Source organism: Amycolatopsis halotolerans (assembly GCF_042647905.1).
GTDB lineage: Bacteria > Actinomycetota > Actinomycetes > Mycobacteriales > Pseudonocardiaceae > Amycolatopsis > Amycolatopsis halotolerans.
Genome location: NZ_JBHRWI010000055.1, coordinates 1 through 22,057 on the forward strand (window position 1 = coordinate 1; position 22,057 = coordinate 22,057).

The following is a 22,057-nucleotide window of genomic DNA, read 5'->3' on the forward strand; positions in this document are numbered from 1 at the left end:
TCCACTAGAATAAAAGAAGAAACCATCCGTGGCTTACACGGAAATCATGACAGGGTCGGCCAGCGCGAGCACCGCCTGGCGATACGGGGTCAGCGCGCGTCGGCCGCGGCGGGTGCCCCGGGCGCGGCGTTCGGCGTGCAGGACGCGCGCGACGAACAGGGCAAGCTCGCGCGCCACGTCGAGCGTGGCACCATAGGCAATCACGTGGGGCCCCTGGGTTTTCTCGGACTTGATCTTCGCAAATCCAGTCCTACCAGCGGCCCCACGCCTCATCTCCCGGCGACACGCACCCCGCCCAGCCCTACTGAGAAAACCTCAGTAGGCCTGTGGACCGCAGCCGAACTGGCCCTAGGCGGCAGCCATCCCCTAGTCCTGGAACAGGCCGAACACCGCAGCCCGCACTCGAAAGCGCTGGCTATCCACCCTCGCACCATCGAAGTCCTCGCGATGCGCGAACAAGAACAAGCCTTCCTCGACGGCGGACTGTCCCTGCCGGACGGGCACTTCGGCATGCTGCCCGCCCGCCTGGACTTCCAAGACCTGGCCACGCCGTTCCCATTCCAACTCGCCCACCCGCAACTACGCACCGAAGAACTCCTCGAACAACACGCACTGGCCCAGGGCGCGATACTCCGGCGCGGACACCGGGTATCCGGGCTGAGCCAAGCCGACCACGGCGTGACACTGCAGGTCATCGGGCCAGACGGGGAGTACGAGATCACCGCGGACTACGTCGTCGGAACAGACGGCGCGGGCAGCACCATCCGCCACGCGGCAGGCATCGACTTCCCCGGCACTGACTCGACCGTCTTCGGATTCCTAGGCGACGTCGAGCTGACCGACCCGCCGGAGGGACCCGGCTACTGGCACAACGAACACGGCGCGCTGATCGTGGCCCCGCTCCCCGGCGGGCTGTGGCGCGTCACCGGCTCCGCGCCGTCCGACCCCAGCCCGACCCTGGAATCCCTGCGGGAGACGGCAAACCTGATCGCGGGTACAGATTTCGGCCTGCACTCCCCGGTATGGCTGTCCCGCTTCGGCAACGCGACCCGGCTCGCGGCGGAGTACCGAAAAGGCCGGGTGTTCCTGGCAGGCGACGCCGCGCACAGACATTTCCCGGCAGGCGGCGTCGGACTGAACGTAGGCCTCCAGGACGCGATGAACCTGGGCTGGAAGCTCGCCGCAGTCCAGCGGGGCCACGCGGACCCCGCGCTACTCGACACTTACCACCCGGAACGCCACCCCGTCGGCGTCGCACTCGGCGAGCACACCAAGGCCCAGACCGCCCTGATCACCGCCACCACCGAGGAAGGCCAGTCTCTGCGCCGGTTCATGACGGACCTGCTGCGCACCCACCCCGACGTAGCAACCGCACTGGCCAACACGGTCACCGCACTGGACGTGCGCTACCCGGGCAACAGTCCCTTGGCAGGCCAGCGCTTCCCGGCCACCCGCGAGCAACTGCACCTGCTACGCGAAGGCCGTCCGGTGCTGCTCGCCAAGGAAGCCATCCCGGCGCTGAAGGACCTGGCCGCGAACGCGGACCTCCAGCTGCACGAAACCGAACTGCCCTGGCCGACGTCCGCCGTGCTGCTGCGCCCGGACGGACACGTCTGGGCCGCCGGAGACACCGCCGGACAGTTGGCGAACGCGATGGCCGAATTGCCCTTGGCCTGACCACAAGCGGTCCCCGGGAAAGCCTTCCCGGGGACCGCGCTCACCCTTCCGTATACCGCCGCGCGGTCTCCGCGGCCTGCGCCAGCCTCCGCAACCCCTCGAACAGCCGATCCCCCAGCACCGTCCCCACCACCGTGGCCTCGACGATCCGGTCCATCGACACCCCCGCCTCAAGGGTGTCCAAGTCGGCCTCAGCGATCCGATCGGCGATCTCCGCGTACCGCCCGAGCTGATCGAGCAACGCCTGGTGCCCCAGCGCACGGATCGTGCAGAGAGTCCCCACCAGCAAATCCGCCGCCGGATTGTCCGGCCCGAATTTCCACCCGTGCTCCTTGGCGATCGAGGTCAGCAACCCCATCGCCCACTCCCGGTCATCGACGGGAACCTCGGCCTTGAACACGGTCAGCGCCCGCTGCGCGACCCCCAGCACGTTGTACGCGGCCCGATCTGAATCAACCGCGGCCACGACTTCCCGCACGGTCGCCACCGACAGCCCGCCGACCTCGACCAGCGCGCGGATCAGCTTCAGCCGCCGCACGTGCTCCTCGCCGTAGCGCGCCTGGTTCGGGCTGGTCCGCTCGCCGGCCGGGAGCAGCCCCTCCCGCAGGTAGTACTTGATCGTCGCCACCGGGATCCCGGACTCGGCGCTCAGCTCTGCCATCCGCACCCGCTCGACCCTACTTCCGGACTTCCGGGAAAAACCCTGAGGACATCTCAGGATGGATAGTTTAACTTCCCATAGTGGAGAGCAGCACTATCCATACTGGGAGGAACCTCATGACCACCACTGTCGACCCGCCCGCGACGCTGAACACCGCACGGATGCGCACCTGGCACCGGCCTTCGCTGTGGTTCGCCGGGGCGATGGCCGTCGCGACCGTGCTTTCCATCGCGGCGATGCTGATCGACCACCGGACCCTGCTCGGCTCGCCGGTGTGGGCGAAGCCGTTCAAGTTCGCCGTGTCCGGCGGGCTCTACTTCTTCACCTGGAGCTGGCTCGTTTCGCTGCTGCGCGGCCGGTCGCGCAAGGTCGCGAGCGTCGCCACGACCGTCGCCGTCGTGCTGTTCGCCGCCGAATACGTGGCGATGGCCTTCCAGGCGGCCCGCGCCCGGCCGAGCCACTTCGCGAATACGTCCCCGTTCGACGCCGCGCTGTTCCAGGCGATGGGCGTGATGGTGGCGGCGCTCTGGCTCGCCACGCTCGTGGGCACCGTCGTGCTCATGTTCACCCGGATCGAGGACCGCGCGGTGTACTGGGCGGTGCGCACCGGCGCGGTCGTCGCGCTGATCGGCGCCGGTCTCGGCGCGACCATGACCCAGCCGACTCCGATCGAGCGGGCCACGATCAAGGCCACCGGCCATTCCGACCTCATCGGCGCGCACAGCGTCGGCGTCGCGGACGGCGGCCCCGGTCTTCCGCTGCTCGGCTGGAGCACCACCGGCGGCGACCTGCGCATCGCGCACTTCATCGGCCTGCACGGGCTGCAAGCGTTGCCGCTCTTGGCTTTCGGACTCGCGGTGCTCGCCACGCGACTGCCCCGGCTGCGCGAGAGCGCGGTGCGCGTGCGGCTGGTGTGGACGGGTTCGATCGGCTACGCGGGTCTCGTCGGGCTGATCCTGTGGCAGGCCGAACGCGGCGAGCCGCTCATCTACCCGAGCGGCACGACGCTGGCCGCGGCCGGCCTGCTGGTCGGCGTCGTCGCGGCGGCTGTCGCGGCGTCGGTGCTGGTGCCGGTCCGCAAGGCGGTCCGGTGAGCGACCTGACCGTCTTCGCCTGGACGTTCCCGGTCGCGGTGCCGTTCTGGGCGCTGATGATCTTCCTGCCCGGCTGGCGCGGCACCCGCCGGGTCCTGGCCTCGCCGTGGGTGCCGCTGCTGCCGCTGGTCTGGTACTTCGTGCTGGCCGTCCCGCATTTCGGGGAGCTGTGGCACGCCATGCAACGACCGGATCTCGGGGTGCTGCAAGGGTTTCTGAGCACGCCGTACGGGGCCGCGCTGGTCTGGGCGCACCTCATCGCGTTCGACCTGTTCATCGCGCGCTGGATGTTTTTCGAGGCGCGCACGCACCGGATCCCGTGGTGGGTGCTCAGCCCGCTGCTCCTGCTGACGATCTTCCTGTCGCCGTTCGGCCTGGTCGCGTTCCTCGTCGTGCGCAGTGCCCGGATACGCTCGGCGGCATGAGCAACCTGGAGGAGGCGGCCGCGGCCGTCATCGCCGAGCGCACCGGCGTCGAGAAGCACGACATCGCCGTGGTGCTGGGTTCGGGATGGCGTCCGGCCGCGGACGTGATCGGGACCGCCGACGCGGAGATCCCGTTCGGCGAACTGCCGGGCTTCACCCCGCCCGGAGCCGTCGGCCACGGCGGCACGGTGCGGTCCCTGCGGATCGGCGAGAAGCGCGCGCTGGTCCTGCTCGGCCGCACGCATTACTACGAGGGCAAGGGCATCGACCCGGTCGTGCAGAACGTGCGCACGGCCGCGGCGGCGGGCGCGCGGACCGTGCTGCTCACCAATGCGGCGGGCGGGCTGAGGGAGGGCATGAGCGTCGGACAGCCGGTGCTGATCTCCGACCACCTCAACCTGACCGCGCGCTCCCCCATCGTCGGCGCGAACTTCGTCGACCTCACCGATCTCTACGCCAAGCGGCTGCGCGACCTGGCGCGGGAGATCGACGATTCGCTGGAGGAGGGCGTGTACGCGGGCCTGCCCGGACCGCACTTCGAGACGCCCGCCGAGATCCGGATGCTGCGCACCATGGGCGCGGATCTGGTCGGCATGTCGACCGTGCTGGAGGCGATCGCCGCCCGCGCGGCCGGACTCGAGGTGTTCGGGCTGTCGCTGGTCACGAACCTGGCCGCGGGCATGACCGGCGAGCCGCTCAACCACGAGGAAGTCCTCGAGGCCGGGCGGCAGTCGGCGACGCGGATGGGCTCGCTGCTGAAGGAACTCGTCGCCCGCGCGTGAGTTCCGGCGAGCGCCCCAATGTGGCATTGGGTGCGTCCCACGCACCCAATGTGGCGTTCGGTGCGTCCCACGCACCCAACGCCACATTGGGGCGCAAGCAGCTCACACGTATTGCGGCAGCTGCGCGACTACTTCTTCCGGCGAAGGCATCCCCGCGACCTCCGCCGCCAGCGCGCGCACGACGTCCGCCACCGTGCTGTCCGACAGCAACCGGCTGGCGGTCTCCCGAACCGCGTCCGTCGTCAGTTCGTCGCCGAGGAGCTTCGCGCCCGCACCGGCCTCGACCACCGCGTCGGCGTTGGTGAACTGGTCCGCACCCTGCGGCAGCACCAGCTGCGGCACCCCGGCGGCGAACGCGCCCAGCGTGGTCCCGCTTCCGCCGTGGTGCGCCACCAGATCGACGTGCGGCAGCAGTTCCGACTGCGGAACCCACGCCTCCAGCCGCACATTCGACGGCACCTCGCCGAGCGCCTCGACGTCGACGGACGGACCGGTCGCCACCAGCACGTCCACGTCGAGCGCGGCCAGTCCCCGCAACGCCGACGTCAGCAGATGCGCCTGGCTCGCTCCGGTGGTGCCGAGCGTCAGATACACCAGAGGACGGCTGCGGTCGCGGCCTTCGATGCCGGACGGCAGCTCGCCCGGTTCGCTCCAGCCGACCGGACGCAGCGGCACGCGCCGCGCCCCGGCGACGAACTCGGGCGCCTGCACCGACGGCGGGCAGATGTCCACGAACGGATGACCCCAGAACAGCCTGCTGTCCCCGGTGAGGCCGAGTTCGGCGGCCAGCTCGCCGATCCGCTTGGCGATGTGCTCCACCAGGCCGCCGGGCGAAACCCGGCCGAATCCGTGTGCCATCGCGGGGATCCCGGCCCGGTGCGCGGCGAACGCGCCGCCCGGATTGCCCACTTCGTACACGACCAGGTCCGGTTTCCGCTCGGCGAGCACCGGGGCGAGGTCGGTCATGAACTCGGTGGGCAGCAGCCGGCCGAACCCCTTGCCGATCGCCTCGTTCAACTCGGCTTCCGGGATCTCGTGGCGGCCGCGGGTGTCCCCGGCGAACAGGCGGCCGAACGCCTCCTGCAGGGTCAGCCCGGCGGCGGCGGTTTCGAGGCCTGCCTTCTCGAGCGTCGGATGGAAGTCGGGGGCGGTCGCATAAACCACGTCGTGGCCCGCGGCGCGCGCGGCGACGGCCAGCGGCAGCAACGGATAGAGGTGTCCGTAAGACGCGAGGGAAGTGAAAAGTATGCGCACCGCTCGAGCGTATCGCCAGGCACCACCCAGTTTCCGGATCCGCGTAAGCTGGCCAGGGTGTCCGACAGCCTCGATTCCCGCCTGCGCGATTCCGTATACCGCTGGATCACCGACGACCCGGATCCGGCGTCGCGCGAGGAACTGACCGCCGTTCTCGCCCGCGCGATGGGCAAGGAGCCCGGCGCGGCCGAGGAGATCGCCGACCGGATGGCCGGGCCGCTGGAGTTCGGGACCGCGGGTCTGCGCGGGCCGGTGCGCGCGGGTCCGAACGGGATGAACGTCGCGGTCGTCACGCGGACCACCGCGGGCGTCGCCGCGTGGCTCGCCGCGCAGGGGCAAGCGGGCGGCGTGGTCGTGGTCGGCCGCGACGCCCGGCACGGTTCGGAGGCGTTCGCCACCGCGGCGGCCGAAGTGCTGACTGCCGCCGGATTCGCGGTGAAGGTGCTGCCGCAGCCGTTGCCGACGCCGGTGCTGGCGTTCTCGGTGCTGCACTACGGCGCGGTCGCCGGAATCCAGATCACCGCGTCGCACAACCCGCCCGCGGACAACGGGTACAAGCTCTACGACGCCACCGGCGGACAGATCGTGCCGCCGTCCGACGGCGAAATCGAGCGCGCGATCCAGTCGGCCCCGGCCGCACGGAGCATTCCGCGCAAGCCCGGTGCCGAGGTTGTCGACCCGCGCGAGGCGTACCTTTCCGCGGTCGGCGCGCTGCCGCGCGGCACGACACGCGAGCTGCGGATCGCCGCGACCGCGCTGCACGGCGTCGGCGCGGAGACCCTGCGGGCCGCGCTTTCGCGGGCCGGATTCACCGATGTACACCTGGTTTCCGCCCAGTCCGAACCGGACGCCGACTTCCCCACCGTCTCGTTCCCCAACCCCGAGGAACCCGGCGCGACCGACCTCCTGCTGGCGCTGGCGTCCGAAGTGGACGCCGACCTCGCGGTGGCGCTCGACCCGGACGCCGACCGGTGCGCGCTCGGCGTCCGCGGCCCCGACGGCTGGCGGATGCTGCGCGGCGACGAGACCGGCGTCCTGCTCGGGGCGCACGTTCTGTCCACAACGGACAATCCAGATCCGTTGGTGGCCACCACGATCGTGTCCTCGTCGCTGCTCGGCGAAGTGGCGAAGGAAAGGGGCGCGCGCTACGCGGAAACGCTCACCGGGTTCAAATGGCTGGTCCGCGCGGGCGACGGCTTGGTGTTCGCGTACGAGGAGGCCCTCGGACTGTGCGTGAACCCGAGTTTTGTTCGCGACAAGGACGGCATCTCCGCCGCGGTCGCGGGCGCGGACCTGGCGGCCACGCTCAAGGCGGAAGGCCGCACCCTGCTGGACGTCCTCGACGACATCGCGACCCGGCACGGCGTGCACCTCACCGATCAAGTCTCGTTGCGGGTCACCGATCTCGCCGTGCGCGGCCGCCTCATGGCCTCGGTGCGCGCGAACCCGCCCGCCTCTCTCGGCGGTGTGCCGGTGACGCTCGAAGACCTCCTGCCGGACGCCGACGTGCTCCGGCTGAGCGGCGACGGCGTGCGTGTCGTAGTGCGGCCGTCCGGCACGGAACCGAAACTGAAGGCGTACCTGCAAGTGGTGGCTCCGGTGACCGGGGAGCTCGCCGACGCGCGGCGCAGCGCGACGGAAGTTCTCGACGCGGTCCGCGAGGAGATCACCGCGCTGCTGCGCTGACGGGAGAACCATGCCCACGTTGCTGATCGTGCACCACACGCCGTCGCCGTCGATGCAGGCGATGTTCGAGGCCGCGCTCGCCGGCGCGAACCATCCGGACATCGAAGGCGTCGACGTCGTCCGCCGTCCCGCGCTCGGCGCGACAGTGGCCGACGTGCTGGCCGCGGACGGCTACCTCCTCGGTACGCCGGCGAACCTCGGCAGCATGAGCGGCGCGTTGAAACATTTCTTCGACACCGTGTACTACCCGTGCCTGGACGCGACGAAAGGCCGTCCGTTCGGGGCGTACGTGCACGGCAACAACGACACGTCCGGGACCGTGCGGCAACTCGACGCGATCACGACCGGGCTCGGCTGGACCCGGGTGGCCGAGCCCGTGCTCGTGACGGGCGAACCGGACAAAGCCGCGCTGGAAGCGGTGACCGAACTCGGCGGAACCCTTGCCGCGACGCTCATGTGAGCGGCGGCCGCTGAGCGGGGCCGAAAGCCAGTGCGGGGAAAGTAAAGAGGCCTGTCACCGGAAGCCCTGGGGGTCGACCTCCGGCAACAGGCCAAGTCAAGGGTTCGCAACGAAGGCGATCAACCTCGACTACGCAAGGGTACTACAAAGAACCGATCATGACGACCCTGCAATGACAACCAAGCGTGCTCGAATCAACTCCGAGGGCGCCGACCAGGCCCGCAAAGCCGGAGAAACCTGGATCTGACCCGGCCGTCGTCCCAGTCAGTGGACCATCGACCCTCGCGCCCGGGGCGAGCGCGGCGATCTTGACTGTCCATTGTGGAGCGTCCAGTCGAGTGGCCGATTCGGCGGCGACCGACTGCCGTGAGTGACGAAACCGCACCGGATCCGCCGCTCGACGGATAAACAAGACGGGCGCCGGTCCGAAGACCGACGCCCGTCTCGGCGAAAATCAGGCAGGCGAGACCATCGCCCGCACCGCCGCCGGCACGTCCGCCAGCGCGACCTGCTGCTGCTCGCGGGTGGCCAGGCTCCGGACCGTCACCCGGCCCGCCGCCCAGTCCTCCTCGCCCACGATGACGACCGCGACCGCGCCCGCCTTGTCCGCGCGAGTGAGCTCCTTGCCCAGTTTGCGCAGTTCCAGCGGGGTCGACGTGCGCAGGCCCGCCTTCCGCAGCGTCGTCGCGACGTCGCGGGCCGGGTCCGCCAGGTCCTCGGTGACCGGGATGACGGTGACGTCGACCTCGCTGCGCGGCTGCGGCGTGAGGCCGTGCGTGTCGAGGAAGTCCATCAGCGTCACGTCGCCCATGCCGAACCCGATGCCGGAGATCTGCTCCTTGGTGAACATCGAGGCGAGGTTGCTGTACCGGCCGCCGCCGAACAGCGCGCGGCGGTTCTGCGGCGACGTGTCGAAAACCTCGAACACCGTCGACGTGTAGTACGCCAGCCCGCGCACGATCAGCGGCTCGTACCGGACCAGGCTCGCCGCGCTGCTGGACAGCACCTTGACCAGGTTCGACTCGGCCTTGACCTCCGCGGGCAGTTCGTCGAGCAGCGCCGGGCCCGCGCTGAGCGCCTCGGCGAGCTTCTCGTACTGCTTGTCCGACAACCCGATCTCGGCCGCGCTGGCCGCGTGCTCCTCGGCCGAGGTCTTCTCCCACCGGTCGACGAGCGCGAACACCTGCGGCAGGTGGTCCGGCGAGATGCCGACGACGTCGGTCAGCGCCGACGACAGCAGGTTCCGGTCGTTGACGCGCACCGCGAACATGTCCGGGCTCGCGCCGAGGCCGCCCATCAGGTCGTGGATCAGCTCGAACATCTCGATCTCGCAGTTCGCGCTTTCCGAACCGAAGATGTCGGCGTTGATCTGCCAGTGCTCGCGGACGCGGCCGCGCTGCGGGCGCTCGTAGCGGTGGCAGTTCGGGTGGCTGTACCAGCGCACCGGGAACGACAGCGATTTCGCGTGGCCGGCGATCATCCGGGCCACCGAGGGCGTCATCTCCGGGCGCAGCGCGAGCCGCTCGCCGCCGCGCGTGGTGAGCGTGTACAGCTGCTGGTCGGCGATCTCCTGGCCGGACTTCCGCTCGTAGACCTCCGCCTGCTCCAGGACCGGGCCGTCGTAGCGGAGGTAGCCGTAGCGCTCCAGCACGTCGTAGAGATGGCCGAACACCTGCGTACGGACGGACATCTCGGCGGGGAGGAAGTCTCGGGTCCCCTTGACAGGCGCAGTTGACAGGTATTCAGGCACGTCATCCAGCTTAACGACCCGGCGCCAGCCGTTTCGTCAGGGGAACGCGACGCCGTAGGCGGTGAGGAGCATGGCCGCGCCGAGCAGCACCGCGCCGCCGGTGGTGACGCTCATGCCGACGCGGGTGCGCAGCATCGCGAGGAAGAACCCGCCGGACTGCGCGAGCACGCCGAACAGCAGCAGGAAGCAGACGATCCAGCGCACGGTGTCGCCGAGGCCGCCGTGCTCGACCAGCTGCAACGCGGCGAGCGTGAGGACGAGCAGCACGCCGGCGTGGGCATGTCCGGCGCGGAAGAATCCGCGCTGCTTCTCGGTGAGGTCGCCGCGGCGCAGGACGCCGCTGAGCGCGTAGCCGCCGTACATGACGGTCGGCAGCGATACGAGCGCGATGACGGTGAACAACTGGACTGGGCCGTGCATGGTCGCCTCCTTGGGGTGCGGAAGCGACCATAACACCGTTTTAAAACACTGTCACGAAACTTCTCACCGACGGTCACGCCTTCCCTCTTGCCGGTGGCTGTCCCCCGACCGTCGAGGGAATTGGGCAGCGGCGCGAGCGGCAGTGGACTGCGGTGAAGTTCATGACTACCTCGATGCGGCGACCCGCCCGATGGGCCGGTCTCGCCTTGTCCCTCGCTCTCAGCGGCCTCTGTCTGACCGCCGTGCCCGCTCAGGCCGCGGTTCCGGCCGCGCACCAGGCCGCGAAGAAGAAGCCGGTCCACATCAAGGCCGGGCCGGTCAAGTCCAGGGTGCACAAGGGAGAGCAGATCCGGATCCACGGGCACGTGGCGACCGGACCGGCGGGCCGCGCCGACGACGAGATCCTGTACCTGCAGGAAGAAACCCAGGCCGGGGTCTGGGTGAACCTCGCCTCCGCCTCGTGCTTGCCGGACAACGACTTCGACCTCGGCCTCCGGCTGAACGTGTCCGGGACGCTGACGCTGCGGGTCTTCCACCCCGAAACCACCCTGTTCGCCACCGCCACCTCCGAGGTGTTCGCGGTGGTCGTGCTCTAGGAACCGAGCCGGTGGCTGCCCGCGGCGGGGAACGGGCATCATGTCGGGCGTGAGCCAGCCCGGGGATGCCGCTTCGCCGCAGGTGGCTTATGCCGACCAACTCCGCCAGCAATCGGCGACCTGCCGGTTGCTGGCGGAGAAGCAGCGCGAGAACACTGCTGTGTTCGAGGGGTTCGCCGAGCGGGGTCTGCCGGGTTCCGCCGAGATGGCGGTCCGTTCCGAGCGTTCGGCTCGGTTTCTGGTGCTGCTCGCGTCGGTGATCGCGGAACAGGCGATCGCGCACGACGAACTGATGGCCGCCGGAGGGCCGGATAACTCGCGCGCTTACGTCGAATATGAGGCGACGACTCGGCGGCTGCGGGCGTTGCTGCCGACGGACACGCTCACCGACTGACCCGCCCAGCTCGACTCCCGCAGAGGTACGTGAGGGGAACCCTGAGGGAATCTGATTCCCTCAGGGTTCCCCTCACGTACTTTCGCAGCGTCAGGCCAGAGCCGGGCGGGTTGAGCATTACGGCCGCGGAGTCTGCGCGTGGGCCAGCGCGCCCACGATGTCCTCGGCCAGCAACAAACTCGCCAGTCCGTGGCCGTGCTTTTCCCGCCGCACCAACGAAACCACGTTGTTGCTGAACGCGTCGCGGACCGGGCGGAAGACGAGGCGGCCGTCGCGGATCTCCTCGGCGATGTCGAATTCGCTGAGGAACGCGATGGCGTCGCCGGAGGCCGCGAGTCGTTTCATCGTCTCGATCGAGTTGGTGTGGAAGGCCGGTTCGATGTCGAGACCGGCTTTGGCGAAGGCTTCCGCGACGATGCCGTGGATGACCATCGAGCGGTCGGCGAAGATCAGCGGGTAGGGCGGGCACTGCGCGAGCGGGATCGGGTCCGCGCCGGCGAGCGGATGGTGCGGGGCGACGACCACGCCGAGCCGGGTGTTCATCTGCCAGCAGACCTCGAGGTGCGCCGACGGCGGGACGTTGAAGCCGAGCCCGAGATCGGCTTCGCTGGCCTCGACCGCGTGCAGGATGTCCTGCGTCGTCATCGTGCGGATCGAGATGCGGACCCGCGGATGTCGCGCCCGGAACGCCGCCGCGGCGGTGGCGACGACACTGCTGGCCAGGCCGGTCATCGTGGCGATCACGACCTCGCCGCTGCCGAGCGCGTGCAGGTCGCGGATGTCCGCGACGGTCTCGCGGTACTGCTGCAGCGTGCGCCGGACATGCGCGAGCAGCGCCTCGCCGGCCGGCGTCGGGCGCATCCCGCGCGGCAGGCGGTCGAACAGCGGCTGGCCGAGTTCCGCCTCCAGCAGCAGGATCTGCCGGTTGATCGCCGACGGCGCGACGTGCAGCCGCGCGCCGGCCGCGCGGATGGAGCCGAGGCGCGCCACTTCGTCGATGTACTGCAGCAACCGCGAGTGGAGCACGGGTGAACCTCCCTAGCCCTCCTTAGCGTACGAAAAAAGAGTACACGTCGTACGAAAATGAATGCTTGTCAGCAACGGTATGCGCCGGGTTCTATCAGTGCACCAACGACAGCGAAGCGAGGACACTGTGCAGGATCCGACGACGTATCCCCCGATCCCGGCCGAAGACGTTGCCGCGCAAGAAGATCACGTGCGGACGATCTTCGGGATCCTCTCCGGCGAGCAGGAGGCGGACCTGCTGCTGCGCAATCTCCACATCGTCGACGTGCACACGGAAAGTGTCTATCCCGGCTCGCTTCTCGTTTACCGGCAGCGGATCGTCGCGCTGAACCCCGACGAGTCGGTCGTGCGGGTGCGCGAGGTCTTCGACGGCGAAGGGCTTTACGCGATCCCCGGTTTGATCGACGCGCATCTGCATTTCGAGTCGCAGCTCGCGCATCCGGCCGCGTTCGGGGAGGCGATCGTCCCGAGTGGAACGACCACGGTCTTCGGGGAAACCCTGGACTTCGCCAGCGCGGCCGGGGACGAGGCGGTGGAAGCCGTCCAGACGTTGTTTGCCGACCACGAAAAGCTGCCGTATCGGCTTTACGCGTTCGCGCCGGGGAAGAAGACCTCGACCGACGTCACCGAGGCCATGCTGAAGATGGATCCGGTGATCGGGCTGGGCGAACTGGCCCACCTGTCCTACATGACCGGGGACGCCGACGACTTCCGCAAGTCCGCGCTGGGCCGGGCGAATTCCGGGTTCGTGAACTGCCACTGGGGTGTCACGGCGCTGTCGGACATGCTGCTGAACTACATGCCCGCGATCGGCGTCGACAACAATCACGACGTCTGGAACGAGGACGACATCGAAAAGAGCGTCCGCTACGGGCTGAACACGCAGATCAAGTTCGGCGTCGGAAGTCCCGAGGTCATCCGGACCATGTTGCGTGCCATCGTGAAACGGCGCTGGCCCGCGGAGAATTTCCAGCTTTGCGCGGACAACATCTCGGTCGACCGAGTCCTGCGGCAAGGCCATATCGACTGGGTGATCTCGCTGGCGATCGAAATGGGAATGCCGCCGATCAAGGCAATCAAAATGGGCACGCTGTACGCCGCCCGCTCGTTCCGCAAGGACCGCGACCTCGGTTCGCTCAGCCCGGGTCGCTTCGCCGACATCGTCCTCACCGACAGCCTCGCGAAGATCAACCCGCGGTATGTTTTCAAGGGCGGCGAACTCGTCGCGCGCGACCGCAAGCTGCTCAACCGTGTCGGCATCGATTACTCCAGCCTGGCCAAGGAACCGAAGCCGGGTCTCGCCGATTTGACCGCCGAGCAACTCGACCTGGTGCCGCTCGAAATTTCGCCCGAAGGCGACCAGGCGAAGGTGCTGCTTTTCGACGTCTACGGGCGCGGGCATCTCAAGTTCGCCCAAGAGATCTGGGTACCGTTCCGCGACGGCGCGGTCGTGCCTGAGCACGAAGGCGAGCGGCTCAACCGGATCTCGGTCGTGCAGCGTTACGCCGACGGAAAGCGGCACATCGTCACTGGGTTGTTCAAGGGCGTCTCGATCGACCGCGGTGCGGTGTCGACGTTCTGGCCCGCCCCGTCGGCGTACTTCGTGAGCGTCGGCAGCGACAGCGCGGAAATGTACGCCAACCTCAAGCAGTTGGACACCCTGGTCGGCGGCTGCATCGTGACCGAGGAAGGCGAGACGAAAGCCTGTCTGCCCTTGGAATTCTACGGCGTGATGGCTGACATGAACCTCGCCGAACTCGTCGACGCGACCCGCTCGGTCGACGCCGCGCTCGAGAAACTGGGCAACCGCAACGAGGGCGAGCCCGTCGTCAACAAACTCCTGACCCTGTTCATCTCGCTCGACCGTTTCGGATTCATGAAGTAACCCTCAACGAGGAGGTCGCGGTCGTGCCTTACGACAAAGACGCGGGAGTAATCGACACCGGAAACGTGGTGCGGCGGTGGATCACCTACATCGCGGGCATCTACCTGCTGACGCTCGGTCTCGGCCTGGCCATCCGGGCCGGGATCGGCATCTCCCCGCAAAGCAGCCTGACCCGCACGATGACGCTCGTGCTCCCGCCGCTCAGCCAGGGCACGTTCAATCTCATGCTCGAAGTGCTCATGCTCGGGCTGACTTTCCTGGTGCTGCCAAGGGCCTTCAAACTCAAGAATCTGTTCTCGCTGGTTCCAGCACTGATTCTGGCCGCACTGCTCGACTTCAACCTGATGGCGACGAAGTGGATCTCGCTCGCGCCCTACGCGGCTAATCTCGCGTTGCTGTTCCTCGCCGACGCGATGCTGGCGTTCGGGCTCTTCCTGATGATCCGCGCCAATCTGGTGCTGATGCCGATCGACCTGTTCGTCAACACCCTGCAAAAGAAGACCGGCCGCAAATGGGGAAACATCAAGACGGTCTTCGACTGCACGCTGCTGGCGATCTCGGCGGGCATCGGGCTGATCTTCCTCGGCGGACCGCATTTCATCCGGGAGGGCACGATCATCAACGCCGTCCTGGTCGGCCAGTACATCAAGCTCTATTTCTTCCTGTACAAGAAGTTCCAGGCCCGAAAGCTCAAGCCCGTTGAAAGCGCAGCGTGAACGTCGCGCCGACCCCAGGCTTTCCGAACGCGGCAATGGTCCCGCCGTGTCCGGTCACGACTTCCTGCACCAACGCCAATCCCAACCCGAACCGTCGTCCCTCGCCGTGCACCCCGTGGGCGAACCGTTCGAAAAGCCGTTCTGCTTCCTGCTGCGGGAAGCCGGTTCCGGTGTCGCACACGCGCAGTTCGACGTGCCGGGCGTCCGGATTGGCGAGAATCACCTCGATCGACCCGCCGGGCGGCGTGTGCCCGATCGCGTTGTCCAGCAAGGCGGACAGCACCCGCCGCAACGCGGTCGGCACGCCCGGCACCACGTCCTCCAGCCCCGGCGAACGACTCAGCCGGAGGTCCACCTGCCGGTCGTTCGCGCGGACCGATTCCGCCGCCACCGCCTGTTCCGCCAGCACCGCCAGCTGCACCGGCTCCAGGTGCGGCCGCTCGGCACAGGCCTGCGCGGACAACAACAGATCGTCGACCACCGCGCCCAATTCCCGAGTGCCCGAGACCAGGGTTTGCAGCTCGGCCGGTCCCGCGCCGCCGCGCCGGGCGAGGAGCTGCGTGCGGGTGTGCAACCGGGTCAACGGCGCACGCAGCTCGTGGGACGCGTCGGCGACGAATGTCCGTTGCCGGCGCAATGCCTCGCCCAGCGGCCGAATTGCCCGCCCTGCCAGCAGATACCCGCTGATCACCGACGCGATCAGCACCACCAGCTCGGCCACCCCGAGCCCTAACAACAGCTGCTCGCGGTCAGAGATCAGGTAATGCTCGTTGAAGTACGCCTGCCAGACTTCGCCGCCGCGGTTCACCGTGCGGATGGTGTACGTCGCGCCGTCGAGCACGCGTTCTTCCGTCGCCACATCACCGTCGTGCGGCACTTGCGGGACCGGCGGGAGCGTGAACGGCAGCCGCCCGGCGGGCGCGTGTCCCTCGGGCGTCACCAGGTAGGTGCATCCGGGCGGGGTCGCGGAAAGCCCGTGGCTCAACGCGAATTCCAGCTGCCGCTCGGTCTCCGCGGACTGCCCGCGCAGGAGCACCCAGTACGCGATCACGCCCGCGGCGAGCACGACCATCGTGATCACCACGGCGATCTGGCCCGCGATGGTCCGCCGCGCGCGCCGCAGCGCCCGCGCCTCCGGGGCGACGACGGTGGTCACACCGCCCCGATCTGGTAGCCGAGGCCGTGCACCGTCTTCACCACGTCCCGCCCCAGCTTCCGCCGCAGGTAGTACACATAGGTGTCCACAATGGACTCGGCGGCGGACTCGGTGAACACCCCCGCGCGCAGGGACGCCCGCGGGTGGATTGCTTTGGGCCGCTGGGCAAGCGTGCGCAACAGTTCGAACTCGCGTCCGGACAGCGTCACCCGCTCGCCGCGCGGCAGCACGACCTCGTGCCGCTGCAGGTCCAGCGCCGCCGCGCCGAGCGGGAGGGATTCGGCGTGCTCCTCGTCGCGGCGGCACAACGCGCGCACCCGGGCGAGGAGCTCGTCGGTCTCGAACGGTTTCACCAGGTAGTCGTCGGCCCCGGTGTCGAGGCCGTGCACCCGGTCGGCCAGTTCGCCCAGCGCCGACAGCACCAGCACCCGCGCGGGCACCGCCCGGCGGCGCAGCTGGGCCAGCACCGAGAGGCCGTCGACCACCGGCAGCCGCCGGTCGAGGATCACCACCGCGTGCCGTCCGGTGAGCCCGAGGTGCAGGCCGCGCTGGCCGTCGTGGGCCACTTCGGTCTCGTAACCTTCTCCGGCGAGCAATTCGACGAGCATCCCGGCGAGATCGCGATCGTCCTCGACCAGGAGCACCCGGGAAGCCGCCGGGGTCTCTGCCTCATCGTGCACAGGTCCATACTCGCAGTGATCCGGCCATCCGACCCTCGACTTTCGTAGGCAATCGTTCAGCTTCGTCCGGTGAGGAGAAATTCGGGCATTTCTCCGTCGGCGTACCGGCGGGCGTCGCGTTTGTCCAGCCAGCCGAGCACCGGCGAGGTCATGATCGTGGTGACGAGCGCGACGAGCACCAGGACGGTGAACAGCGCGGGCGAAACGATTCCGGCGGACAGCCCCACGTTCAACGCCACCAATTGCATCAGTCCGCGCGCGTTCACCAGCACGCCGATCCGCAGCGCGACCGGTTGCGGTTCGCCGGTCAGCCGCGCCGCGCCCCACGAGGCGCCGAGTTTGCCGACCACCGCGACCGCGATGCAGACCAGCGCGAACATCAGCAGCTTCGGGTCGGCGAGCAGCGCGAATCGCGTGTTGAGACCGGAATAGGTGAAGAACAGCGGCAGGAACACGACCCGGCCGACCGGCATGATCCGCGCGAGCACCGCGTCGGCCGCTTCGCCGCGCGGGAACACCAGCCCGAGCATGAACGCGCCGAACACCGCGTACAGGCCGATGACGTCGGTGAACCAGGCGGCACCGAACAGGAACATGGCGGTGACGAGCATCCGCTGATCCACCGGGACCCGCGGGTTGTCCATCACCCGCGCCACGATCCGCCGGACCACCAGCCAGATCAGCAGCACGAACAGCAGGCCGCCGCCGATGGCCGTCGCGATCGGACCGGCCGTGCCGGCGTGCATGCCGAGAACGACGGCCAGCAGGATCCAGGCGAGCACGTCGTCGAGAGCGCCGCACGCCAGCGCGAGCGAGCCGAATCGGGTGCTGCCCAAGCCGCGTTCGGTGATGATCCGGGCCATCATCGGGAACGCGGTGATCGCGAGCGCCACTGCGACGAACGCCGCCGAAACCACCGGCGACACCCCGGGTTTCAGGATTCCGGCCCAGTTCGCGCCGAGCACGCTCACCCCCACGCCGAGCGCGAGCGGCACGACTGTGCCCGCGGCGGAAACCGCCGCGACGGTCTTCCTCCCTTCCTTGAGCGCACTCAGCCGAAACTCGTAGCCCGCGCCGAACATGTAGATGACGAGCCCGATCTGGCCGCCGAGGTAGAGCAGCGTGCGCACCGAGTCCGGGAACAGCCATTCCTGTACGCCCGGGAGCAGGAGTCCGAGCAGCGACGGACCCAGCAGCACACCGGTGACCATCTCGCCCACCACGGGCGGCTGCCCGAGGCGTACGGCGAGCGCGTTCACCGCCCGGCAGGCCACCAGGATCACCACGGCCGCCAGGAAAAACGCGGGTGCGGCTTCTACGGCACTCATCGGGTTCCTCCTTGGAAGTGTTTGGTGCACAACCGAAGCCGCCGCGCGTCGAGCACCATGTAGGTGCCGAAGACCAGCTGCGCGAGGCTGCGCCACACGTCTTCCCAGCGATCGCGCACCGCCAGGTAGGCCAATGCGGTGCGGGGATTTCGCCGCGATCCGCGCGGGGTGGCGAAAACCGGTCCGCGATTGGGAATCGAGCGGGTGTGCGCGGCGCTCGTAGTGAGGGCGAACCGGCGCAGGAATTCCCTGGTGACCACGCGCATCGTCACCGGGGCGAGGCCGCGCGCGGGGCACGGCCGGTTTTGCGCGACGCCGAACGGCAAGAAATTTCGCTGCTGGTGCGCGGGGCAACCGGCCCCGCGCACCGGGTCGAACTCGTCGGCACGGTCCACTCCGGCGTGGTGGAACTCCGGGTAGCTGAACAACAGCACGGTGCCCGCGTCGATGGTCCGGTCGGCCAGTTCGATGTCGCCGGTGGTGATGCGGTGCGCGATGCCGAACAGCGGGTACGTGCGCAGGCATTCGTCCAGCACGCGGTCGAAATACTCGTCGTCGTCCGGGTTTTCGGCGAGCCTGCGCTGCACCTGCGGATGTTCGGCGAGCACCATCAGCAGGTGCGCCATCGCCTCGGACATCTGCACGACCGCGGTGTTGAAGAACGTCCCTTGCAGGTAGAACACCTGCTCCTCGCGGGTGAGCCGCGACGGCAGCGGATGCGGCACGTCGTCGAGCCGGCGGCGCAGGTACGCGGTCAGCCGAGCGCGGCGACGCATGTTGCGCGGGCGTACGCATTTCAGCGCGGACACGACGTCGTCGGCGTGCCCGACGATCAGGTCCCGGGCCTCCGGCGGGCACGGTTCGCCGAACACCAGCTCGTAGTACAGCTCGGCCCAGACCGGCATCATCTCGTCGCGCAGCCGGAGCAGCCGTCCCGGCCCGGTTTCGATCCGGCCGAGCACGCGCGCGGCGACCCGTTCGGTCAGCGCCTGCGATTCGGCCTTGGACTTGACCAGGATGTTCCGGGTGGTTTTGGCGACCTCGTCGTAGCGCGGGCCCGGTTCCAGATGTTCCTGGTGCACCTGCGGTCCGGGCGCGAGCCAGTACCAGAACAGGTCGGACAGCGCGGCGCCCTCGCTGCGTCCGTCGGCTGCCGGATCGGCGTACACCCGGCGGAAGTCCTCGACCGGCACCTGGTAGCCCTCGTCCCCGTTGACCAGGGTGAAGATCCGGTTCCGCATCGCGACGACCCGGCCCGGGAGCCACCTCGGGCTGGTCGCGACCAGCCCGGCCGCGGCGGCGAGCACGAGCCGTTTCATCGGACCAGGTCCGCTGTCAGCTCGCCGGGCGTCCGCGCGCCGCAAAGCCCGAGCGCGGTGTCCGTCTCCTCGCGCAACCGCTCCAGCACTTCAGCGACCCCTTCCTGACCCGCCGCGGCGAGCCCCCACAGCACCGGTCTGCCGACGCCGACCGCGTCTGCGCCGAGAGCGAGCGCTTTGACGACGTCCGCGCCGCTTCGCACGCCGCCGTCGAGGATCAACGGCACTTGACCGTCCACAACGGACACGATTTCGGGGAGCGCGGCCAGGCTCGAGATCGCGCCGTCGAGTTGCCGTCCGCCGTGGTTGGACACCACGAGCCCGTCGATTCCGGCCGCCACCGCGCGACGGGCGTCCTCCGGATGCAGCACTCCCTTGAGCAGCACCGGCATTTTCGTGGTTTCGCGCAACCAGGCGAGATCGTCCCAGGTCAGGTCGGCGGGCATCTCGATATCCCGCACCCGGCCGGTAGCGTCGCGCATGTTCTCGGCGGCCAGCCCCGGAGGGAGATCGTGGAATGCGTGACGGTGGTCGCGTTCCCGCCGTCCGTGCACCGCGGAATCGACCGTCACCACCAATGCCCGCGCGCTCGCGTTCTCCGCCCGGCTGATGACCGCTTCGGTGAACTCCCGGTCTGATTGGGGATATAGCTGGAACCAGAACACGTCGGCGACCTTGGCGACGTCCTCGACGGCCGTCGTCGAGGCCATGCTGCACACGAAGACGGTGCCCGCTTCCGCAGTTGCTTGCGCGGTCGCGAGTTCTCCGTCGGAGTGTGCGAGACGGTGGAATGCCGTCGGACAAACCAAAATCGGCATCGACATCGTCGACCCGGAGACTTCCACCGTCAGGTCGCGTTTGCCGACTCCGCGCAGTGCACGCGGCACCAGCACCCGGCGGCGGAATTCTTCTTCGTTGGCGCGCAAGGTGGCTTCCTCGCCCGCTCCACCGGCGTAATAGTCGTAGTGCGCTGGTTCCATCCGTTCGCGTGCGATGGCTTCCAGCTCCGCGATCGTGCGCATGTCAGAGCTGCTTGGTGAAGAAGGCAGTCAACGCGTCCACGTGCACCGGGCGATTCCACTCGTTTTCGAGGTTCTCGGTGACGTGATGGGTCGCGACCAATTCGCCGCCCTGGTAATGCCGGACGATCGGATGCAGGTAATGCCCCTCGCCGGAATCGTTCGCGACGTCCTGGCTCGCGCGGGTGACGGTGAAGTCGAACGGATCGATCTTGTCGTGGTCCGGCCCGTAGTCGAGGGTGATCACGAACGCGTTGGCGCTCTCCCCCAGTGCGGTGTCCTTGAACCGGTCGACCGGGACTTCCTCGTAGTAGCGGGCCTGGTCGCCGTCGACCACGAGGACGTCGGCGAGGAAGCCGAACTGCTGGTACAGCGCGGAAGTACGGTTGATTCGCTGAATGACCGCGTCGACGAGTTCGGGGGTTTTATTGGCCACCGCCGTGCTCGGCCATTCGGTGTCGTGGTAACGCTCGTCGAGCACCTTGGAAAGCGCGCGCACGCCGTAGCGGTAGCCGTGAATGAACGCGCTGGTGGCCTTCTTGAAGTCGCGGGCCTGAGTGATCGTCCCGGCGAAATAGAGTCCCGGCACGTTCACCGATTCCCACGACGAGGTCTGCGCCGGGAACCGGTCGTTGATCGCCATCTCCGGGCGGCAACCCTCGTCGAACATCGAGGCATCGAACCGGAACCCCGTCGCGGCGATGACCCGGTCGTACCGGATCTCCTTGACCAGTTCATTGGCACGCGCGAAGGCGAATTTGACGTGATAGCCGTCGTCGTCCTTGGTGATCTCGCGGACGTCGCCGTCGAGGATCGCGTGCTGCAGCTTGAGTTGATACATGTCGAGCACGCCCGCGTTGAACGCGCGCAGGTGTCCGACGAAGTGCGTACGCCACGCGAGCTTGACCGGTCGCGGGCCGGCGACGTGCAGCACCGCGGCGAAGGCGTTGATGCTGTCGGCCGTCTCAAATGCGGAGTTTCCCTTGCCCAGCACGAGAACGCGCTGGTTGATGAATTGCTCCGGATCGGTGTCGTAATCGGCGTACTGGTCGACCAGCTCCATGCCCGGCACGTCCGGGACATACGGCTTGGTCACGCCGGTTGCCATGATCAGCCGCCGCGCGCGGAACTTCTCCCCGTCGCCGGCGGTGACCGTGAAGACGTCGTCCGCGCGCGAAATTCGCGCAACCTCGGTGTCATACCGGATTTTGACGTCGTGTTTCGCCGCGTAATCGGCGGTGTAGCTGAGAAATGCTTCCGCCGGAGGGAACATCTCGGCGCTGTAGTCGGTGAAGACCAGCGGGTCCGGCCCGTCGTCGAGCAGCGAGTTCCAGTCGACCCGCAGGTTCAGCTCGGGGTCGGTCCATCCGGTGTATTTCTTGTTGACCGAGATGAGCGTGCGGTGCCGGGGAAATCGCGTGAAGAACGCGGCGGGCACGGACCCGCGCTCCAGGACCAGGTAGCTTCGCCCGGCCCCGCCCAGCTGCCGCCCGAGCTGCAATCCCGCCGGCCCGGCTCCGACCACCAGGTAGTCCAGCACGTCCGCCATGACACCGACCTCCCGCGTCGCCTTGATCTGACGGCGATCAGAGTGGTCGGAAGATCTCAGAAATCCCTCAGAACGTACCCGGTCCCTGGGACACCGGCGCCGCTACCCCAATGCGGCATTGGGTGCGTGCGACGCACCGAACGCCACATTGGGTGCGTCAGATGCACCCAATGTGGCATT

22 protein-coding genes are annotated in these 22,057 nt (G+C 68.5%); 10 read left to right on the forward strand and 12 right to left on the reverse strand.

What is annotated here, in order from left to right; genetic code table 11:
- Nucleotides 1-33 precede the first annotated feature (33 nt).
- On the reverse strand, nt 34-204 hold the full coding sequence (locus tag ACFORO_RS36660; protein WP_377896724.1) for a hypothetical protein: 171 nt from the start codon (nt 202-204) through the stop codon (nt 34-36).
- A gap of 120 nt (nt 205-324) precedes the next feature.
- Between ACFORO_RS36660 and ACFORO_RS36665 the strand changes: the two genes are divergently transcribed.
- Nucleotides 325-1,677 (forward strand): FAD-dependent monooxygenase, encoded by a 1,353-nt coding sequence (locus ACFORO_RS36665; RefSeq protein ID WP_377896727.1) that lies wholly within the window; start codon nt 325-327, stop codon nt 1,675-1,677.
- 40 nt (nt 1,678-1,717) lie between these two features.
- Here ACFORO_RS36665 and ACFORO_RS36670 read toward each other — a convergent pair whose 3' ends face one another.
- Nucleotides 1,718-2,338 carry a MerR family transcriptional regulator gene (locus tag ACFORO_RS36670; protein ID WP_377869700.1) on the reverse strand — a complete coding sequence of 207 codons (621 nt, stop codon included), beginning with the start codon at nt 2,336-2,338 and terminating at the stop codon, nt 1,718-1,720.
- A 116-nt stretch (nt 2,339-2,454) separates the two neighbouring features.
- Between ACFORO_RS36670 and ACFORO_RS36675 the strand changes: the two genes are divergently transcribed.
- From ACFORO_RS36675 to ACFORO_RS36685, 3 genes are read left to right on the forward strand one after another with little or no spacing between them, the layout of a single operon-like run.
- Nucleotides 2,455-3,432, forward strand: a complete 978-nt coding sequence (locus ACFORO_RS36675; protein ID WP_377869649.1) for a hypothetical protein — start codon at nt 2,455-2,457, stop codon at nt 3,430-3,432.
- Nucleotides 3,429-3,857, forward strand: a complete 429-nt coding sequence (locus tag ACFORO_RS36680; RefSeq protein WP_377869650.1) for an ABA4-like family protein — start codon at nt 3,429-3,431, stop codon at nt 3,855-3,857. The genes ACFORO_RS36675 and ACFORO_RS36680 overlap by 4 nt, the downstream gene beginning before the upstream one ends.
- Entirely contained in the window at nt 3,854-4,639 is a 786-nt protein-coding gene (locus tag ACFORO_RS36685; protein ID WP_354739453.1) for a purine-nucleoside phosphorylase, read from the forward strand. The genes ACFORO_RS36680 and ACFORO_RS36685 overlap by 4 nt, the downstream gene beginning before the upstream one ends.
- Before the next feature lie 102 nt (nt 4,640-4,741).
- Here ACFORO_RS36685 and ACFORO_RS36690 read toward each other — a convergent pair whose 3' ends face one another.
- Nucleotides 4,742-5,893: a glycosyltransferase gene (locus ACFORO_RS36690; protein ID WP_377869651.1), complete on the reverse strand. Its 1,152-nt coding sequence runs from the start codon at nt 5,891-5,893 to the stop codon at nt 4,742-4,744.
- 57 nt (nt 5,894-5,950) lie between these two features.
- Between ACFORO_RS36690 and ACFORO_RS36695 the strand changes: the two genes are divergently transcribed.
- Together ACFORO_RS36695 and ACFORO_RS36700 are read left to right on the forward strand one after the other, a co-directional pair.
- The gene (locus ACFORO_RS36695; protein ID WP_377869652.1) at nt 5,951-7,579 is read left to right on the forward strand and encodes a phospho-sugar mutase; all 1,629 of its coding nucleotides are present in this window, start codon (nt 5,951-5,953) and stop codon (nt 7,577-7,579) included.
- A gap of 10 nt (nt 7,580-7,589) precedes the next feature.
- Complete coding sequence (locus ACFORO_RS36700; protein WP_354739458.1) at nt 7,590-8,039, forward strand: flavodoxin family protein; 450 nt, start codon at nt 7,590-7,592, stop codon at nt 8,037-8,039.
- A gap of 454 nt (nt 8,040-8,493) precedes the next feature.
- On the opposite strand, the gene hisS is transcribed toward ACFORO_RS36700, so the two are convergent.
- Nucleotides 8,494-9,789 carry a histidine--tRNA ligase gene (gene hisS / locus ACFORO_RS36705; RefSeq protein WP_377869653.1) on the reverse strand — a complete coding sequence of 432 codons (1,296 nt, stop codon included), beginning with the start codon at nt 9,787-9,789 and terminating at the stop codon, nt 8,494-8,496.
- A gap of 36 nt (nt 9,790-9,825) precedes the next feature.
- Entirely contained in the window at nt 9,826-10,209 is a 384-nt protein-coding gene (locus tag ACFORO_RS36710; protein ID WP_377869654.1) for a hypothetical protein, read from the reverse strand.
- A gap of 161 nt (nt 10,210-10,370) precedes the next feature.
- Between ACFORO_RS36710 and ACFORO_RS36715 the strand changes: the two genes are divergently transcribed.
- Together ACFORO_RS36715 and ACFORO_RS36720 are read left to right on the forward strand one after the other, a co-directional pair.
- Nucleotides 10,371-10,805, forward strand: a complete 435-nt coding sequence (locus ACFORO_RS36715; protein WP_377869655.1) for a hypothetical protein — start codon at nt 10,371-10,373, stop codon at nt 10,803-10,805.
- Nucleotides 10,806-10,845: 40 nt separating this feature from the next.
- Nucleotides 10,846-11,199 carry a hypothetical protein gene (locus ACFORO_RS36720; protein ID WP_370940397.1) on the forward strand — a complete coding sequence of 118 codons (354 nt, stop codon included), beginning with the start codon at nt 10,846-10,848 and terminating at the stop codon, nt 11,197-11,199.
- A gap of 117 nt (nt 11,200-11,316) precedes the next feature.
- Here ACFORO_RS36720 and ACFORO_RS36725 read toward each other — a convergent pair whose 3' ends face one another.
- A complete protein-coding gene (locus tag ACFORO_RS36725; protein ID WP_354739466.1) occupies nt 11,317-12,225 on the reverse strand; it encodes a LysR family transcriptional regulator in 909 nt (302 codons plus the stop codon).
- A 190-nt stretch (nt 12,226-12,415) separates the two neighbouring features.
- On the opposite strand from ACFORO_RS36725, the gene ACFORO_RS36730 reads away from it, so the two are divergent.
- Nucleotides 12,416-14,110 carry an adenine deaminase C-terminal domain-containing protein gene (locus tag ACFORO_RS36730; RefSeq protein WP_377869656.1) on the forward strand — a complete coding sequence of 565 codons (1,695 nt, stop codon included), beginning with the start codon at nt 12,416-12,418 and terminating at the stop codon, nt 14,108-14,110.
- Nucleotides 14,111-14,133: 23 nt separating this feature from the next.
- The gene (locus ACFORO_RS36735) at nt 14,134-14,826 is read left to right on the forward strand and encodes a YczE/YyaS/YitT family protein (protein ID WP_354739470.1); all 693 of its coding nucleotides are present in this window, start codon (nt 14,134-14,136) and stop codon (nt 14,824-14,826) included.
- Here ACFORO_RS36735 and ACFORO_RS36740 read toward each other — a convergent pair.
- The 6 genes from ACFORO_RS36740 to ACFORO_RS36765 all read right to left on the reverse strand — a co-directional run bounded on the left by ACFORO_RS36740 (nt 14,801) and on the right by ACFORO_RS36765 (nt 21,877).
- Entirely contained in the window at nt 14,801-15,982 is a 1,182-nt protein-coding gene (locus ACFORO_RS36740; RefSeq protein ID WP_377869657.1) for a sensor histidine kinase, read from the reverse strand. The genes ACFORO_RS36735 and ACFORO_RS36740 overlap by 26 nt on opposite strands.
- Nucleotides 15,979-16,626, reverse strand: a complete 648-nt coding sequence (locus ACFORO_RS36745) for a response regulator transcription factor (protein ID WP_354739736.1) — start codon at nt 16,624-16,626, stop codon at nt 15,979-15,981. The genes ACFORO_RS36740 and ACFORO_RS36745 overlap by 4 nt, the downstream gene beginning before the upstream one ends.
- A 92-nt stretch (nt 16,627-16,718) precedes the next feature.
- A complete protein-coding gene (locus ACFORO_RS36750; RefSeq protein WP_377869658.1) occupies nt 16,719-17,990 on the reverse strand; it encodes a cation:proton antiporter in 1,272 nt (423 codons plus the stop codon).
- Nucleotides 17,987-19,309 carry a cytochrome P450 gene (locus tag ACFORO_RS36755; RefSeq protein ID WP_377869659.1) on the reverse strand — a complete coding sequence of 441 codons (1,323 nt, stop codon included), beginning with the start codon at nt 19,307-19,309 and terminating at the stop codon, nt 17,987-17,989. The genes ACFORO_RS36750 and ACFORO_RS36755 overlap by 4 nt, the downstream gene beginning before the upstream one ends.
- Nucleotides 19,306-20,331 (reverse strand): alpha-hydroxy acid oxidase, encoded by a 1,026-nt coding sequence (locus tag ACFORO_RS36760; protein ID WP_377869660.1) that lies wholly within the window; start codon nt 20,329-20,331, stop codon nt 19,306-19,308. Before ACFORO_RS36760 ends, ACFORO_RS36755 begins: the two co-directional genes overlap by 4 nt.
- Nucleotide 20,332: 1 nt before the next feature.
- Nucleotides 20,333-21,877: an NAD(P)-binding domain-containing protein gene (locus tag ACFORO_RS36765; protein ID WP_377869661.1), complete on the reverse strand. Its 1,545-nt coding sequence runs from the start codon at nt 21,875-21,877 to the stop codon at nt 20,333-20,335.
- Nucleotides 21,878-22,057: the final 180 nt, after the last annotated feature.

Coding starts and splice junctions, on each gene's coding strand:
- ACFORO_RS36670 (WP_377869700.1), bottom strand. CDS start 2,338: ATGGCAGAGCTGAGCGCCGAGTCCGGGATCCCGGTGGCGACGATCAAG.
- ACFORO_RS36675 (WP_377869649.1), top strand. CDS start 2,455: ATGACCACCACTGTCGACCCGCCCGCGACGCTGAACACCGCACGGATG.
- ACFORO_RS36685 (WP_354739453.1), top strand. CDS start 3,854: ATGAGCAACCTGGAGGAGGCGGCCGCGGCCGTCATCGCCGAGCGCACC.
- ACFORO_RS36700 (WP_354739458.1), top strand. CDS start 7,590: ATGCCCACGTTGCTGATCGTGCACCACACGCCGTCGCCGTCGATGCAG.
- ACFORO_RS36710 (WP_377869654.1), bottom strand. CDS start 10,209: ATGCACGGCCCAGTCCAGTTGTTCACCGTCATCGCGCTCGTATCGCTG.
- ACFORO_RS36715 (WP_377869655.1), top strand. CDS start 10,371: ATGACTACCTCGATGCGGCGACCCGCCCGATGGGCCGGTCTCGCCTTG.
- ACFORO_RS36720 (WP_370940397.1), top strand. CDS start 10,846: ATGTCGGGCGTGAGCCAGCCCGGGGATGCCGCTTCGCCGCAGGTGGCT.
- ACFORO_RS36750 (WP_377869658.1), bottom strand. CDS start 17,990: ATGAGTGCCGTAGAAGCCGCACCCGCGTTTTTCCTGGCGGCCGTGGTG.
- ACFORO_RS36755 (WP_377869659.1), bottom strand. CDS start 19,309: ATGAAACGGCTCGTGCTCGCCGCCGCGGCCGGGCTGGTCGCGACCAGC.
- ACFORO_RS36760 (WP_377869660.1), bottom strand. CDS start 20,331: ATGCGCACGATCGCGGAGCTGGAAGCCATCGCACGCGAACGGATGGAA.
- ACFORO_RS36765 (WP_377869661.1), bottom strand. CDS start 21,877: ATGGCGGACGTGCTGGACTACCTGGTGGTCGGAGCCGGGCCGGCGGGA.